The sequence below is a fragment of the Klebsiella sp. WP3-W18-ESBL-02 genome, assembly GCF_014168815.1.
Taxonomy (GTDB): Bacteria; Pseudomonadota; Gammaproteobacteria; order Enterobacterales; family Enterobacteriaceae; genus Kluyvera; species Kluyvera ascorbata_B.
The window spans coordinates 1,142,586-1,155,051 of sequence record NZ_AP021972.1 but is presented as its reverse complement, the minus strand read 5'-3'; the positions used below and the strand labels follow the sequence as shown (position 1 = coordinate 1,155,051).

12 protein-coding genes are annotated in these 12,466 nt (G+C 58.4%); 9 read left to right on the top strand and 3 right to left on the bottom strand.

What is annotated here, in order from left to right:
* Window positions 1–84: 84 nt before the first annotated feature.
* The gene (locus tag H7R56_RS05580) at window positions 85–2,382 is read left to right on the top strand and encodes a formate C-acetyltransferase (protein WP_106928238.1); all 2,298 of its coding nucleotides are present in this window, start codon (window positions 85–87) and stop codon (window positions 2,380–2,382) included.
* Window positions 2,348–3,223, top strand: coding sequence for a [formate-C-acetyltransferase]-activating enzyme (locus H7R56_RS05575; RefSeq protein WP_106928236.1), 876 nt, complete (start codon window positions 2,348–2,350; stop codon window positions 3,221–3,223). The genes H7R56_RS05580 and H7R56_RS05575 overlap by 35 nt, the downstream gene beginning before the upstream one ends.
* 116 nt (window positions 3,224–3,339) lie before the next feature.
* On the opposite strand, the gene H7R56_RS05570 is transcribed toward H7R56_RS05575, so the two are convergent.
* Window positions 3,340–4,107, bottom strand: coding sequence for a phytanoyl-CoA dioxygenase family protein (locus tag H7R56_RS05570; RefSeq protein WP_106928234.1), 768 nt, complete (start codon window positions 4,105–4,107; stop codon window positions 3,340–3,342).
* Window positions 4,108–4,267: 160 nt separating this feature from the next.
* Between H7R56_RS05570 and H7R56_RS05565 the strand changes: the two genes are divergently transcribed.
* Window positions 4,268–5,089: a helix-turn-helix transcriptional regulator gene (locus tag H7R56_RS05565; RefSeq protein ID WP_106928232.1), complete on the top strand. Its 822-nt coding sequence runs from the start codon at window positions 4,268–4,270 to the stop codon at window positions 5,087–5,089.
* A 3-nt stretch (window positions 5,090–5,092) separates the two neighbouring features.
* Here the strand turns inward: H7R56_RS05565 and H7R56_RS05560 are convergent, their stop codons facing one another.
* Both H7R56_RS05560 and H7R56_RS05555 read right to left on the bottom strand, forming a co-directional pair.
* Entirely contained in the window at window positions 5,093–5,437 is a 345-nt protein-coding gene (locus H7R56_RS05560) for a nitrous oxide-stimulated promoter family protein (RefSeq protein WP_106928230.1), read from the bottom strand.
* A gap of 64 nt (window positions 5,438–5,501) precedes the next feature.
* Window positions 5,502–5,789, bottom strand: coding sequence for an Rdx family protein (locus H7R56_RS05555; RefSeq protein WP_106928228.1), 288 nt, complete (start codon window positions 5,787–5,789; stop codon window positions 5,502–5,504).
* 205 nt (window positions 5,790–5,994) lie between these two features.
* On the opposite strand from H7R56_RS05555, the gene H7R56_RS05550 reads away from it, so the two are divergent.
* The 6 genes from H7R56_RS05550 (at window position 5,995) to tnaC (ending at window position 12,221) form a co-directional block, all read left to right on the top strand.
* Window positions 5,995–8,352, top strand: a complete 2,358-nt coding sequence (locus tag H7R56_RS05550) for a TonB-dependent receptor domain-containing protein (protein WP_106928226.1) — start codon at window positions 5,995–5,997, stop codon at window positions 8,350–8,352.
* 61 nt (window positions 8,353–8,413) lie between these two features.
* On the top strand, window positions 8,414–9,445 hold the full coding sequence (locus H7R56_RS05545; protein ID WP_106928224.1) for a hemin-degrading factor: 1,032 nt from the start codon (window positions 8,414–8,416) through the stop codon (window positions 9,443–9,445).
* Window positions 9,442–10,257: a heme/hemin ABC transporter substrate-binding protein gene (locus H7R56_RS05540; protein ID WP_106928222.1), complete on the top strand. Its 816-nt coding sequence runs from the start codon at window positions 9,442–9,444 to the stop codon at window positions 10,255–10,257. The genes H7R56_RS05545 and H7R56_RS05540 overlap by 4 nt, the downstream gene beginning before the upstream one ends.
* Window positions 10,257–11,252: a FecCD family ABC transporter permease gene (locus H7R56_RS05535; protein WP_106928220.1), complete on the top strand. Its 996-nt coding sequence runs from the start codon at window positions 10,257–10,259 to the stop codon at window positions 11,250–11,252. The genes H7R56_RS05540 and H7R56_RS05535 overlap by 1 nt, the downstream gene beginning before the upstream one ends.
* Entirely contained in the window at window positions 11,245–12,024 is a 780-nt protein-coding gene (locus H7R56_RS05530; protein WP_106928218.1) for a heme ABC transporter ATP-binding protein, read from the top strand. Before H7R56_RS05535 ends, H7R56_RS05530 begins: the two co-directional genes overlap by 8 nt.
* 119 nt (window positions 12,025–12,143) lie before the next feature.
* Window positions 12,144–12,221 (top strand): tryptophanase leader peptide, encoded by a 78-nt coding sequence (tnaC, locus tag H7R56_RS28025; protein ID WP_106928434.1) that lies wholly within the window; start codon window positions 12,144–12,146, stop codon window positions 12,219–12,221.
* Window positions 12,222–12,466 lie beyond the last annotated feature (245 nt).

The following is a 12,466-nucleotide window of genomic DNA, read 5'->3' as shown; positions in this document are numbered from 1 at the left end:
ATTCTCTTCTGTCTCCCAGCCCTGCATTTGCCTAACGTAGAAGCCATAAGAAACGTCAGGTTAATCTCCCGAGGAGCCCGCAAAATGACTAATCGTATCCAGCGCCTGAAAGACGCCCTCTTTGCCAACCCGCGCGAAATCTCCCTTGAGCGCGCCGTCCTCTACACTGAAAGTCACCGTCAGACCGACGGCGAGCCGGTCATCATTCGCCGCGCCAAAGCCACCGCTCATATTCTCGATAACGTCGCCATCAGCATTCGCGACGATGAACTGATTGCCGGCAACCGCACCATCAAACCGCGCGCCGGGATTATGTCGCCGGAGATGGACCCGTACTGGCTGCTAAAAGAGCTGGACCAGTTCCCAACCCGCCCGCAGGACCGTTTTAATATCAGCGACGACGACAAGCGCCTGTACCGCGACGAGCTGTTCCCGTACTGGGAAAAGCGCTCGATGAAGGACTTCATCAACGCGCAGATGACCGACGAAGTGAAAGCTGCCGTCAGCACGCAGATATTCAGCGTCAACCAGACCGACAAAGGCCAGGGCCATATCATCATCGACTATCCGCGCCTGCTGAATAACGGCCTGGACGCGCTGGTTAATGAGATGCACGCCCATCTGCGCGAACAGCCGGATAACGCCTTTTACCAGGCGGTGCTGATTCTGCTGGAAGCCTCCCAGCGCCACATCCTGCGCTACGCCGCGCTGGCCAATGAGATGGCGAGCCGTTGCCCTGACCCGCAGCGTCGTCAGGAACTGGAGACCATCGCTAGCGTCTCGCGCCATAACGCCGGGCAGAAGCCGGAAAACTTCTGGCAGGCCTGCCAGCTGTTCTGGTACATGAACATCATTTTGCAGTATGAGTCGAACGCCAGCTCCATCTCGCTCGGCCGCTTTGACCAGTACATGCTGCCGTTCTGGCAGGCATCGCTGAACCACGGCGAGGACCCGGCGTTCATGCAGGAGCTGCTGGAGTCATTGTGGGTGAAATGCAACGACATCGTGCTGCTGCGATCCACCAGCAGTGCCCGCTATTTCGCCGGTTTCCCGACCGGCTACACCGCCCTGCTCGGCGGCCTGACCGAAAACGGCCGCAGCGCGGTGAATATCCTCTCCTTTACCTGCCTGGATGCCTACCAGAACGTGCGTCTGCCGCAGCCGAACCTCGGCGTGCGGGTCAACGAACTGATCGACCGCCCGTTCCTGCGCAAAACCGCCGAAACCGTGCGCCTCGGCACCGGCATTCCGCAAATCTTCAACGATGAGGTCGTGGTGCCCGCGTTCCTCAACCGTGGCGTGTCGCTGGAAGATGCCCGCGACTACGCGGTGGTGGGCTGCGTCGAGCTATCGATTCCTGGTCGCACCTACGGTTTGCACGACATCGCGATGTTCAACCTGCTGAAGGTCATGGAGATCGTTATGCTGGAGCACGAAGGCGATGAGCACCTTACCTACGACGGCCTGCTGGCCAGCATTCGCGATAAAATTCGCCACTACATCAAGCTGATGGTGGAAGGGAGCAATATTTGCGATATCGGCCACCGCGACTGGGCGCCGGTGCCGCTGCTCTCTTCGTTTGTTGAAGACTGTATCGCCAACGGCAAAGACATAACCGACGGTGGCGCGCGCTATAACTTCTCCGGCGTGCAGGGCATCGGTATCGCCAATCTGAGCGACTCGCTTCATGCGTTGAAAGGCATGGTGTTCGATCAGCAGCGCATGAGCTTCGATGAGCTGCTGACGGTGCTGAAGGCCAACTTCGCCACGCCGGAGGGGGAAAAAGTCCGCGCGCGGCTGATTAACCGCTTTGAGAAGTACGGTAACGACATCAATGATGTTGATAACATCAGCGCCGATTTGCTGCGTTTTTACTGTAAAGAGGTCGAAAAATACCGTAACCCGCGCGGCGGTCAGTTTACCCCTGGATCTTATACCGTTTCCGCGCACGTGCCGCTTGGTTCGGTCGTCGGCGCGACGCCAGATGGTCGTCTGGCCGGCGAACAGTTGGCGGACGGCGGGCTGTCACCAATGGTCGGCCAGGACGGTCAGGGACCCACGGCGGTGCTGAAGTCGGTGAGCAAGCTGGATAACTATCTGCTTTCAAACGGCACGCTGCTGAACGTTAAGTTCACCCCGGCGACGCTGGAAGGGGAAAGCGGGCTCAACAAGCTGGCGGATTTCCTGCACGCCTTTACCAAGCTCAAGCTCCAGCATATTCAGTTCAACGTGGTAAACGCCGAGACCCTGCGCGAAGCCCAGCAACGACCGCAGGATTTCGCCGGTCTGGTGGTGCGCGTCGCGGGCTACAGCGCCTTCTTTGTTGAGCTGTCGAAGGAGATTCAGGATGACATTATCCGCCGCACCGCGCATCAGCTGTGAGGTGATTGAGACGCGCGCCGACACGGCGCGCATTTTCAATATCCAGCGCTATTCGTTAAACGATGGTCAGGGCATCCGCACCGTGGTGTTCTTCAAAGGCTGCCCACATACCTGCCCGTGGTGCGCCAACCCGGAGTCGATGTCGCCAAAAATTGAGACCGTCCGCCGGGAAAGCAAGTGTCTGCACTGCGCCACCTGTTTGCAGGATGCCGACGAATGTCCGTCGGGCGCGTGGGAGCATATTGGCCGCGACGTGACGCTGGAGTCTCTCGAACGGGAAGTGCTCAAAGATGAGGTGTTCTTCCGCGCGTCCGGCGGCGGGGTGACACTCTCCGGCGGCGAAGTGCTGATGCAGGCCGAGTTCGCCACCCGCTTTTTGCAGCGCCTCAAACAGTGGGGTATTCGCACCGCCATTGAAACTGCGGGCGATACCTCCCCTCGCCGCCTGCTGCCGCTGGCACAGGCCTGCGATGAAGTGCTGTTTGATCTCAAAATCATGGACTGCGCGCAGGCGCGCCAGGTGCTGAGCATGAACCAGCCGCGGGTGCTGGAGAACTTTCGCCTGCTGGTCGCGGAAGGTATTAAGGTGATTCCACGGCTGCCGCTGATCCCCGGTTACACCCTCAGCACCGAGAACGTCGCCCAGATTCTGGCGTTTCTGGCACCGCTACCGGTTGAGGAAGTGCATCTTCTGCCGTTCCATCAGTACGGCGAGCCGAAGTATTCCCTGCTGGCGCGTGAGTGGGCAATGGCAGGGATAAAAGCGCCGGAAGCCGAAGAGATTGCGCCAATTCGGGCGAGGGTGGAACAGGCGGGGTATCGGGTGGTGATGGGGGGCTAGTCCCGCACAAAACCTGTAGGCCGGATAAGGCGTTTACGCCGCCATCCGGCACGGCACAACAAATTGCCCGATGGCGCTACGCTTATCGGGCCTATAAAAAACGCTAATGCATGGCGTTATTCCACATCCAACAGCCACTTCTGCGCCGGGGTTAACCGGCTCGCCGTTTCCGGCGTTAACCAGCGGCGCTGATCCTGCTGCGCGGTATCCGCCCGGTCGATATACAGCCCGTGCAGCACGCGGCGGCGCGAGCCTTCGCGGTTCGTGGTGCCACCGTGCCACGCGTGGGCGTTGTAAATCATCACGCTGCCCGCTGGCGCAGCAAAAATCACCTCATCCGGATGCGGTGCTCCTACGTCTTTCAATACATCTTCCGGCAGCTCCGGGCGCAGGTGCGTAGCGGGGATGATACGCGGCGCGCCGTTGGCGGCGTACAGGTCATCAATCGCCCAGATAGTATTCACCAGATGCACCTTCGGGAAGTCGGGACGCGGTTTTTTCCAGTCGGCATGCAGCGGCTGATGACCGCCGTTATACAGCGCCTCACGGGCGTTGAGGCTGGACACTTTAAATCCTCCGTCAAAGATATAGCGACACGCTGACAGAATCAGCGGATGCGACCAGACCTTTTCCCAAACCACGCCCTTGTTAATCAGATTCGCCACGCGCGTCGCCGTCTCTTCCTGATGGTGTTCCACCGCCAGGTTCTCGCCTTCCAGCTCCACCAGATAGTCAATACGCTCGCGCATCGCATGTAGCCAGTCGGCATCCGCCACGCCGTGCACAATCGTATAGCCCTGGGTATCCAGCTCATGTTTCATCGTGGCCGACAGTTCGCCGTTGGCGCCCAGTGCATCCAGCCAGAATGCCGCTTGCTTGTCCATATCGCCTCTCTTTTGTTAACTATTTCACAACATGTATGAAAAGTTACTGCACGAGCGGTCGGCATTCTGTATGAGATAGCTACACAACGCTGGATTTTTGTGTACAGCAAAATAAAGTGTGATGAGATTCAAAATCCAGAATAATAACCAGGACATGAGCATGTCAGAGCAATCCCTCGTCCCCGTGCTGGAGCAGTTGCTTGCCCGCCAGGGTGAACTGGTCGTGCGTTTTCCGCAAACGTTGCAGCCCGCACCGGAGCTGGCCATGAGCGTATCATTCCCGCGGCTGGAGATCGTATTGGACGGTGAACTGGTAGACGGCTGCCTACAGGAACCGCTTGGCCCGATGCAGGCACTGTATATACCAGGCAATCGCTGGAATGCCCCGCGGTGGCACGGCCCTGCCACCACGCTGAGCGTTCTGTTCAGTAAGCAGAAGCTGGGCTTTAGCCTGCAACGCTTCGACGGCAAAAAATTCGTTGAGATTCGCAAACAGCACGTCGCCAGGCTAGGCCCGCGAGTGGGGTCGTACCTGCTACTGGCGTTAAACGAGCTGGCCATTCGGCCGGTGGTGCCAACGGCACAGATTGTCCTCAGCGGGCTGCTGAGCCACTGTATCGATCAGCTTACGCATCTGGCCGATACGGTCAGTAAAAGCAAAGAGCTGTTTCTGGCGATTCAGGAGTACATCGACGAACACGCCGCCGAAGCACTCAGCCGTGAAACCGTCGCGCGGAAGTTCCACATTACGCCAAACTACCTGTCGCACCTGTTCCAGAAATCCAGCACCGTTGGTTTTAATGAATACCTCACCGCCGTACGTCTGGAGCTGGCGAAGAAATTACTGCGCGGGTATGAACTGAAAATTAAAGAGATTGCCCACCACTGCGGCTTTGAGGACAGCAACTATTTCTGCCGGATTTTTCGCAAGCACACGGCGCGATCGCCGACGGAGTATCGCCGTCACTGCCGCACCCTGTGAGGGCTATTTTTTCGGCCGGTATTTCTCCGGCAGTTCGGGCACCGGACGCCGGTCATCAAGCAGATGAAGAATCGTGAGGATCGGATGGCGCCAGAGCATGCGCGGCCCGGCCCAGCGCATAATCTGCTTCATCTCTTCACGCTTGGCCGGCTGATAGCAGTGCACCGGACACTGTTTACAAGCCGGTTTCTCCTCGCCGAACACGCACTTATCCAGCCGCTTATCGGCATAATCGTTGAGCGCCTGATAGTGCCCGGCGTCATCCAGCGCCTGCGGGCAGCGGCGCTGATACAGCGTAATCATGCTGCTGATGGTCTGTTTTTCACGACGAATGCGATTGCCTGGCATAGTCCGTTCCTCACCATTAAAGATGCATTAATAATACACATTTAGTGATGCGTTGGCAGCCGCTTTATCCGTCGTGCTTGTCCACGTGGCCCAGCGGTTTCTCCGGGAAGCAGACGTCGCGTACCCGGCGCTTAAGCTCGGCGGCATCCGGGAAGCCCTCGTCCCGCTTGCGATCCCACACCAGCATCTCGTTCACGGTAATCGTAAAAATTCCGCCGGTTCCCGGCACCAGCGTAACGGCGGCGATATCGGTACTGAAGGTGTGCAGCAACTCCTGCGCCATCCAGCTGGCGCGCAGCATCCAGTTGCACTGAGAGCAGTAGGTAATCGTAATGGCGGCTTTCTGCGTCATAACGTTCTCACAAAAGATTAAAGCTTAAAGTGTAAATAAATTGTTGCATAGAGACAGAATTATTTGCAAACATTATTGCAAATGATAATACCTATCATTACTATTCGCGTTGATAAAAATGGGACAACGTCATAACGCTTAAGGAAAAGCCGACGCTGGGAGCGTCGCGTGAGCCAATACTAATAACGATGAAGGCATGGCAACTATGTACAAATCTATTCAATCAGAGGCGTGGCACAAGAAAAGCCTACTGGTGACCTCATTGCTCGCAGCACTCTATCAGACGTCCGCGGGCGCGGCTGAAACACAGGATAAAACCGCCGCCGTAGATAGCGCGGAACAGATGACCGTTACCGCGCCCGCGCCGCTTCTCAAACCGGGTAGCCAACATGCGGTCAGCGCGCAGGAGCTGCAGGATAAAGGGGCCAACGATTTTGGTTCTATCATGCGTTACGAACCGCTGATCGGCGCAACCGGCGCCAGCGGCGGTTCAGGTAACGGCAAGAGCGGTTTCGACCGCGGCGGCTACACGGGTTATAACATCCGCGGTCTGGAGAGCAACCGCGTCGGCATCGATGTTGACGGTATCGCCCAACCGAACGCAACCGGACGCAGCTATGTCAGCCGCGCCGGGCTGAATACTTTTGGCATCGGTCGTGACTACATCGATCCGTATATGTACGGCAGCGTGGATATTCAGTCCGGCGCAACCGACACCGAAACCGCCAACACGTCCATCGGCGGTAACGTCTCCTTCAAGCCAAAATCGGCAGATGACTACCTGCATCCCGGCAAAACCAGCGCCTTCAGCTACCGCAGTGAGTATGACTCTTCGGACCGCAGCTGGCACAACGGCCTGACCGCCGCAGGCGGCGACGATACCCTGCGCGGGATTTTCGTCTACAGCCGTCGTGACGGCCAGCAGACAACCACCAACAGCACCCGTGTTGATGCTTATCCGGCAAACTGGCACTCCGACGCCTTTATGACTTCCGGGATCTGGCAACCGAACGATGAACACAAGCTGACCGGTACCCTCGACTACTACCATAAAACGAATCACACCCATTACGATGTGTGGAACGACAGCGGCAGCAAAACTATCGGCGATGCGCAGCAGACCAGCCAGACCCGCCGCTGGGGCCTGAGCCTCAAAGACGACTGGACGCCGATGAATGACGTTATCGACAGCGTCTCAACCAAAGTGTACTACCAGCACACCGAGGCACATGACCGCACCTGGATGCCAGACAGCAGCAGCGGAACGATGGAGACGGTGTACTCCAACTACGACACCGATACCTGGGGTATGCAGACGGCGCTGGCGAAAACCCTTGGCCGCCATGACCTGAGCGCGGGCTTCAATGCCAGCACCACGAAAACTCAGCGTCCGTTCAGCCAGTCGCCGATCCCGAGCGTCTACAGTGAGATCATGCAGCCGGAAGCGGACAGCCGCGATTACACGATCGCCGGTTTCTTACAGGATCAGATCAACTTCGATCTCGACAGTCACAACTTTGCGGTGATCCCCGGCATTCGCGTCGTGCATCAGTCAACCAAGCCGGAGAATCTCTCCAGCCTGACCACCAACAGCACGGTGCTGACCGAATCCTCGGTTGCCACGCTGTACGGGAAAAATGCGGATACCCAGGCGCTGCCGTCGCTGACCTTCCAGTACGACATCACGCCGCGCATGATGACCTACCTGCAGTACAAACGCGGCGCGGAATTCCCGAACACCAGCCAGTTGTACGGTTCATGGAATCTCGGTTCCAGCTATGCGGGCCGCGGCCAGTATGCGCTGATCGGCAATACCGATCTGAAAACCGAGACCAGCGACAACCTCGAATGGGGAATGAAGGGCGAAGTCACTGAAGGGATCACCCTGCGTACCGCCCTGTTCTACAACAGCTATAAAAACTTTATTGCCTACACCCGCTACACCCGCTCGAATAACCCGAGTCAGTTCACTAACGTACCGTCAAACATTTACACCATTTATCAGGCGGAAAACCGCGATAAAGCCTATATCTACGGCGGGGAGATCAGCACGAAGTTCAACTTCGGCACCTGGTTTGAACAGGTCGACGGGCTGAGCGCAACGCTGGCCTACGGCTACAGCGAAGGGAAATCGAAGTCCAGCTACTACGGCGATAAGTACGTTGATCTCGACAGCGTAGCGCCAATGAAGGCCATCGTTGGCGTCGCGTGGGATGACCCGGCGAAACGCTACGGCACCGCCCTGACCGCCACCTTTGTGAAGGGTAAGCGTGCGACTGCCACCAACCGCGAAACCTATACCAATACCGGCAGCGCAATCACCGATTCCACCAGCCAATACATGCGCGTACCGGGTTACGGCATGCTCGACTGGACGGCCTACTGGCGCGTGGCGAAGAACGTCCGTATCAACGGTGGCGTGTATAACCTGACCGACCGGAAATACTGGGACTATCTGAGCAGCCGCAATATTGAAACGTCAACAAACCAGGATGCCAACGATAAGTCGCTGGCGGTCATGCCGGGCCGCACCTGGCAGCTGGGCATTAACGTCGACTTCTGATAACAACATACCCTAAACCTGCACCCGGCCGCTGGCCGGGGAAATTATAAGGAAGAGAGCCATGCAAAACACACCCGCCGAACTGTGGCAGCGCTATCAGGCCGTGAAAGCCAACGGCACCGCCAAATACGCCCGCGACATCGCCGCGGAAATGGGTATCAGCGAAGCCGAGCTAACCGCAGCCCGTGTCGGCCACGACGCCGTACGCCTGCACGATAACGCCCGCGCGCTCCTCGCCGCGCTGGAGAGCGTCGGCGAAACAAAATGCATCTGCCGTAATGAGTATGCGGTCCACGAGCAGGTGGGAGCCTTTACCCACCAGCATCTCGACGGCCACGCGGGCCTGGTGCTGAACCCGCGCGCGCTCGATCTGCGTCTGTTCCTGAGCCAATGGGCCAGCGCGTTTTACCTCAACGAGGCGGGACGTGAGAGCATCCAGTTCTTCGATCCGCACGGTGATGCCGTACTGAAGGTTTACACCACCGATGCCACGGACCACACAGCCTGGCAGGCGCTGATTGCCGAGCATACCCAGAATACCCCAACGCCGCTGGCTATCCGCCCTGCGGAAAGCGCCCGCTACGCCGACACAGCCGACGGCGCGGCGCTGGAAAAAGCGTGGCGCGCGATGACCGACGTTCATCAGTTCTTCGTGCTGCTGCGCAAATACAACCTCTCGCGCCAACAGGCCTTCCGCCTGGTAAGTGACGATCTCGCCTGCCGTATTGATACGGATGCACTGCCCCGCCTGCTGGAGACCCTTCAACAGGACGGCAACGAATTTATGATCTTCGTCGGCAACCGCGGCTGCGTACAGATCTTCACCGGCACGCTGGAAAAGCTGACGCCAATGCGTGGCTGGATCAACATCTTCAACCGTACGTTTACGCTGCATCTGCGCGAAGAAACGATTGACGAAATCTGGGTGACACGTAAACCGACCGTCGACGGCCACGTCACCAGCGTGGAGCTGTTTGCTAAAGACGGCACACAGATTGCTCAACTGTACGGCCAGCGCAGCGAAGGTCATCCGGAACAGGCACAGTGGCGCGCGCAGGTCGACAGTCTGACCGCGGAAGGCCAGACCGTATGAAACGGCTAGTGATTCTGCTGGCGGCCCTGCCGCTGTTCGCCAACGCCGCCGAGCGCATTATCACCCTCGGCGGCGACGTCACGGAAATCGTCTATGCGCTGGATGCACAGCCTCAGTTGGTGGCGCGCGACAGCACCAGCACCTGGCCCACGGCAGCACAATCGCTGCCGGACGTAGGATACCTACGCCAGCTCAACGCGGAAGGTATTCTCTCGCTGCGCCCGACATTAGTTCTGGCAAGCAGCCAGGCGCAGCCGTCGCTGGTACTGCAAAAGGTAGAAGGCAGCAAGGTGAAGGTGGTTAACGTGCCTGGCGGCTACGACACCGCGGCGATGGAACGCAAAATCAGCGTTATCGCCGACGCGCTCGACAAACGGCCGCAGGGCGAGGCGCTGCGTAAAACGCTCGATGAGCAGATGGCAAAAATCTCGCCTCAGGCGCTGAACAAACGGGTGCTATTCATCCTCAGCCACGGAGGTTCCGGGGCGCTGGTCGCCGGCCAGCAAACGGCCGCAGACGGAGCGATAAAACTCGCCGGTTTGCAAAACGCCATGCAGGGCTTTGACCACTATCGCACGATGTCGCAGGAGGGGGTGATTGCCAGCCGTCCGGATCTGGTGGTGATTTCCGCCGATGGGCTGAAGGGCATGGGCGGCGAAGCCTCGTTGTGGAAGCTGCCGGGCCTGGCGCAAACGCCCGCCGGTCGTCATCAGCAGGTGCTGGTGATTGACGACATGGCGCTGCTGGGCTTCGGCCCCCGTACGCCTCAGGCGCTGCAACAGCTGCGGCAAAAAGCGGAGCAGCTGCCCTGATGCGCATCACCGTCTCCCGCCAGCTGTGGCTCATGGTACTGCTATTGCTGGCCCTGACGATGCTGGCTACCACGCTTGGTGCCATGCGGCTGCCGTTAACCAGCCTGTGGCCGTCCGGCGATGAAGTGCTGCGTCATATCTGGCTCACCATCCGTCTGCCGCGGGTGCTGCTGGCGCTGGTAGTGGGCAGCGCGCTGGCGCTCTCTGGCTGCGTGATGCAGGGCCTCTTTCGCAACCCGTTAGCCGACCCGGGGTTACTCGGTATCAGCAGCGGCGCGGCGCTAGCGGTTGCCTTCTGGCTGATTCTGCCGATTTCGGTCCCGATGCTGGTGGCGCTGTATGCCCCGATGCTGGCAGCGTTTATCGGCAGCCTGGTGGTGATGGCGGTGATTTTTATCCTCAGTAAAACCGGCGGCGGTTCGCTCTCCCGGCTACTGTTGGTTGGCATTGCCATCAATGCGCTATGCGGCGCGCTGGTTGGCATGCTGTCGTGGATCAGCAACGACACGCAGCTGCGCCAGCTTTCACTCTGGGGAATGGGCAGCCTCGGGCAGGCCGAGTGGCCGACGCTGCTGGTCGCCGCGACGCTGATTATTCCGTCATCCCTCGCGGTGTGGTGGATGGCCTCGCGCCTCAACCTGCTGCAATTGGGTGATGAAGAGGCCCACTACCTCGGCGTTAACGTCCGCATGGTGCAGCGTCTGATGCTGCTGTGCAGCGCCGTGCTGGTCGCCGCCTCGGTCGCCATCAGCGGCGTGATTGGATTTATCGGTCTGGTGGTTCCGCACCTGATGCGTATGTGGCTGGGGCCAGATCACCGCGGTCTGGTGCCAGGCTCGCTGCTGGCGGGCGCTATCCTGCTGCTGATTGCCGATACGCTGGCCCGCACCGTCGCCGCGCCCGCCGAAATGCCGGTGGGGCTACTCACCAGCCTGCTTGGCGCGCCGTGGTTCCTATGGTTGATATTCCGCCAGGAGAGATCCGCTCATGGATAAACACTATATTGCCCGCGCGCTGTCGCTACGCCTGGGGAAACGGCGGGTGATTGATAGCGTTTCACTCACGCTGCGGCCCGGTGAAGTCACCGCGCTTATCGGCCCTAATGGCGCAGGAAAATCGACTCTGCTGCGGCTGCTGACCGGTTTTTTAGCCGCCGACAGCGGCGAACAGCGCATAGAAGGCAAGCCGCTTAGCGAATGGTCCGCTGCCGCCCTCTCCCGCCGTCGCGCGGTGATGTTGCAACGCACTCAGCTGAACGCCAACTGGCCGGTTGAAACGGTCATCGCCATGGGGCGCGCACCGTGGGGGGCGCAGGACGATTCCGCGCTCATTCAACGCGTCATGGTGGAAACAGGCTGCACTCATCTGGCGGGACGCCCTTACCCGGCGCTTTCCGGCGGCGAGCAGCAGCGCGTTCAGCTGGCACGCAGCCTGGCACAGCTGTGGCACGGCGATGGGCCAAAGGGCTGGCTGTTTCTCGACGAGCCCACCTCAGCGCTGGATCTCTTTTATCAACAGCATTTGCTGCGGCTGCTAAAAAGACTTACCCGTCGCAACGAGCTGCACGTCTGTGTTGTGCTTCACGACCTCAACCTTGCCGCACTGTGGGCCGATACCATTCTCTTACTGCATCAGGGTAAGCTGGTGGCGCAAGGCACGCCGCATGAGGTCATCCAGCAGTCGATCATCCATCGCTGGTACGGGGCGGATATCAGCATGAATACGCACCCGGACGCGGCGGTTCCGCAGGTTTATCTGGCGCCCTGACGGGCGTTAGATTCATCTACTGAATCAATCGTGACCAGATTCACAATTGAATAGGTTGGGAATAGACAAAAATATTAAATCTAATAATGTATGCCTGTGTCTAATGGAGAACATACATTATGAACATCCGCACGCTAACCTATAACACGTCAAAGTGGTTTAATATTGACAGCATTATTGTCAATCACCGTCCTTAACGCCTCTCACGCCTCCTGATAAATATTTCTGACAACAGATTTATCATTATCTGTTTCGGATACCTATACCTATTTCATGATTTCTGATTAAGGTCAGCAATATTGTTGCGCCGGTTATTATACGCGCCGTATTTATTGCAACCAAAATACAGAAAGCGGAAGCGGGCATGCTTATTACGTTAAAAATGACGTATTGATTTTTATCGACGTCAGCGGAATACGCTTGCCAAAAAATTGAGGATAAC

What these genes read in the sequence shown, in the direction of transcription:
- H7R56_RS05580 (WP_106928238.1), top strand. Translation starts at nt 85, where the DNA reads ATGACTAATCGTATCCAGCGCCTGAAAGACGCCCTCTTTGCCAACCCG.
- H7R56_RS05575 (WP_106928236.1), top strand. Translation starts at nt 2,348, where the DNA reads ATGACATTATCCGCCGCACCGCGCATCAGCTGTGAGGTGATTGAGACG.
- H7R56_RS05570 (WP_106928234.1), bottom strand. Translation starts at nt 4,107, where the DNA reads ATGGACAAGCAAGCGGCATTCTGGCTGGATGCACTGGGCGCCAACGGC.
- H7R56_RS05565 (WP_106928232.1), top strand. Translation starts at nt 4,268, where the DNA reads ATGTCAGAGCAATCCCTCGTCCCCGTGCTGGAGCAGTTGCTTGCCCGC.
- H7R56_RS05560 (WP_106928230.1), bottom strand. Translation starts at nt 5,437, where the DNA reads ATGCCAGGCAATCGCATTCGTCGTGAAAAACAGACCATCAGCAGCATG.
- H7R56_RS05555 (WP_106928228.1), bottom strand. Translation starts at nt 5,789, where the DNA reads ATGACGCAGAAAGCCGCCATTACGATTACCTACTGCTCTCAGTGCAAC.
- H7R56_RS05550 (WP_106928226.1), top strand. Translation starts at nt 5,995, where the DNA reads ATGTACAAATCTATTCAATCAGAGGCGTGGCACAAGAAAAGCCTACTG.
- H7R56_RS05545 (WP_106928224.1), top strand. Translation starts at nt 8,414, where the DNA reads ATGCAAAACACACCCGCCGAACTGTGGCAGCGCTATCAGGCCGTGAAA.
- H7R56_RS05540 (WP_106928222.1), top strand. Translation starts at nt 9,442, where the DNA reads ATGAAACGGCTAGTGATTCTGCTGGCGGCCCTGCCGCTGTTCGCCAAC.
- H7R56_RS05535 (WP_106928220.1), top strand. Translation starts at nt 10,257, where the DNA reads ATGCGCATCACCGTCTCCCGCCAGCTGTGGCTCATGGTACTGCTATTG.
- H7R56_RS05530 (WP_106928218.1), top strand. Translation starts at nt 11,245, where the DNA reads ATGGATAAACACTATATTGCCCGCGCGCTGTCGCTACGCCTGGGGAAA.
- tnaC (WP_106928434.1), top strand. Translation starts at nt 12,144, where the DNA reads ATGAACATCCGCACGCTAACCTATAACACGTCAAAGTGGTTTAATATT.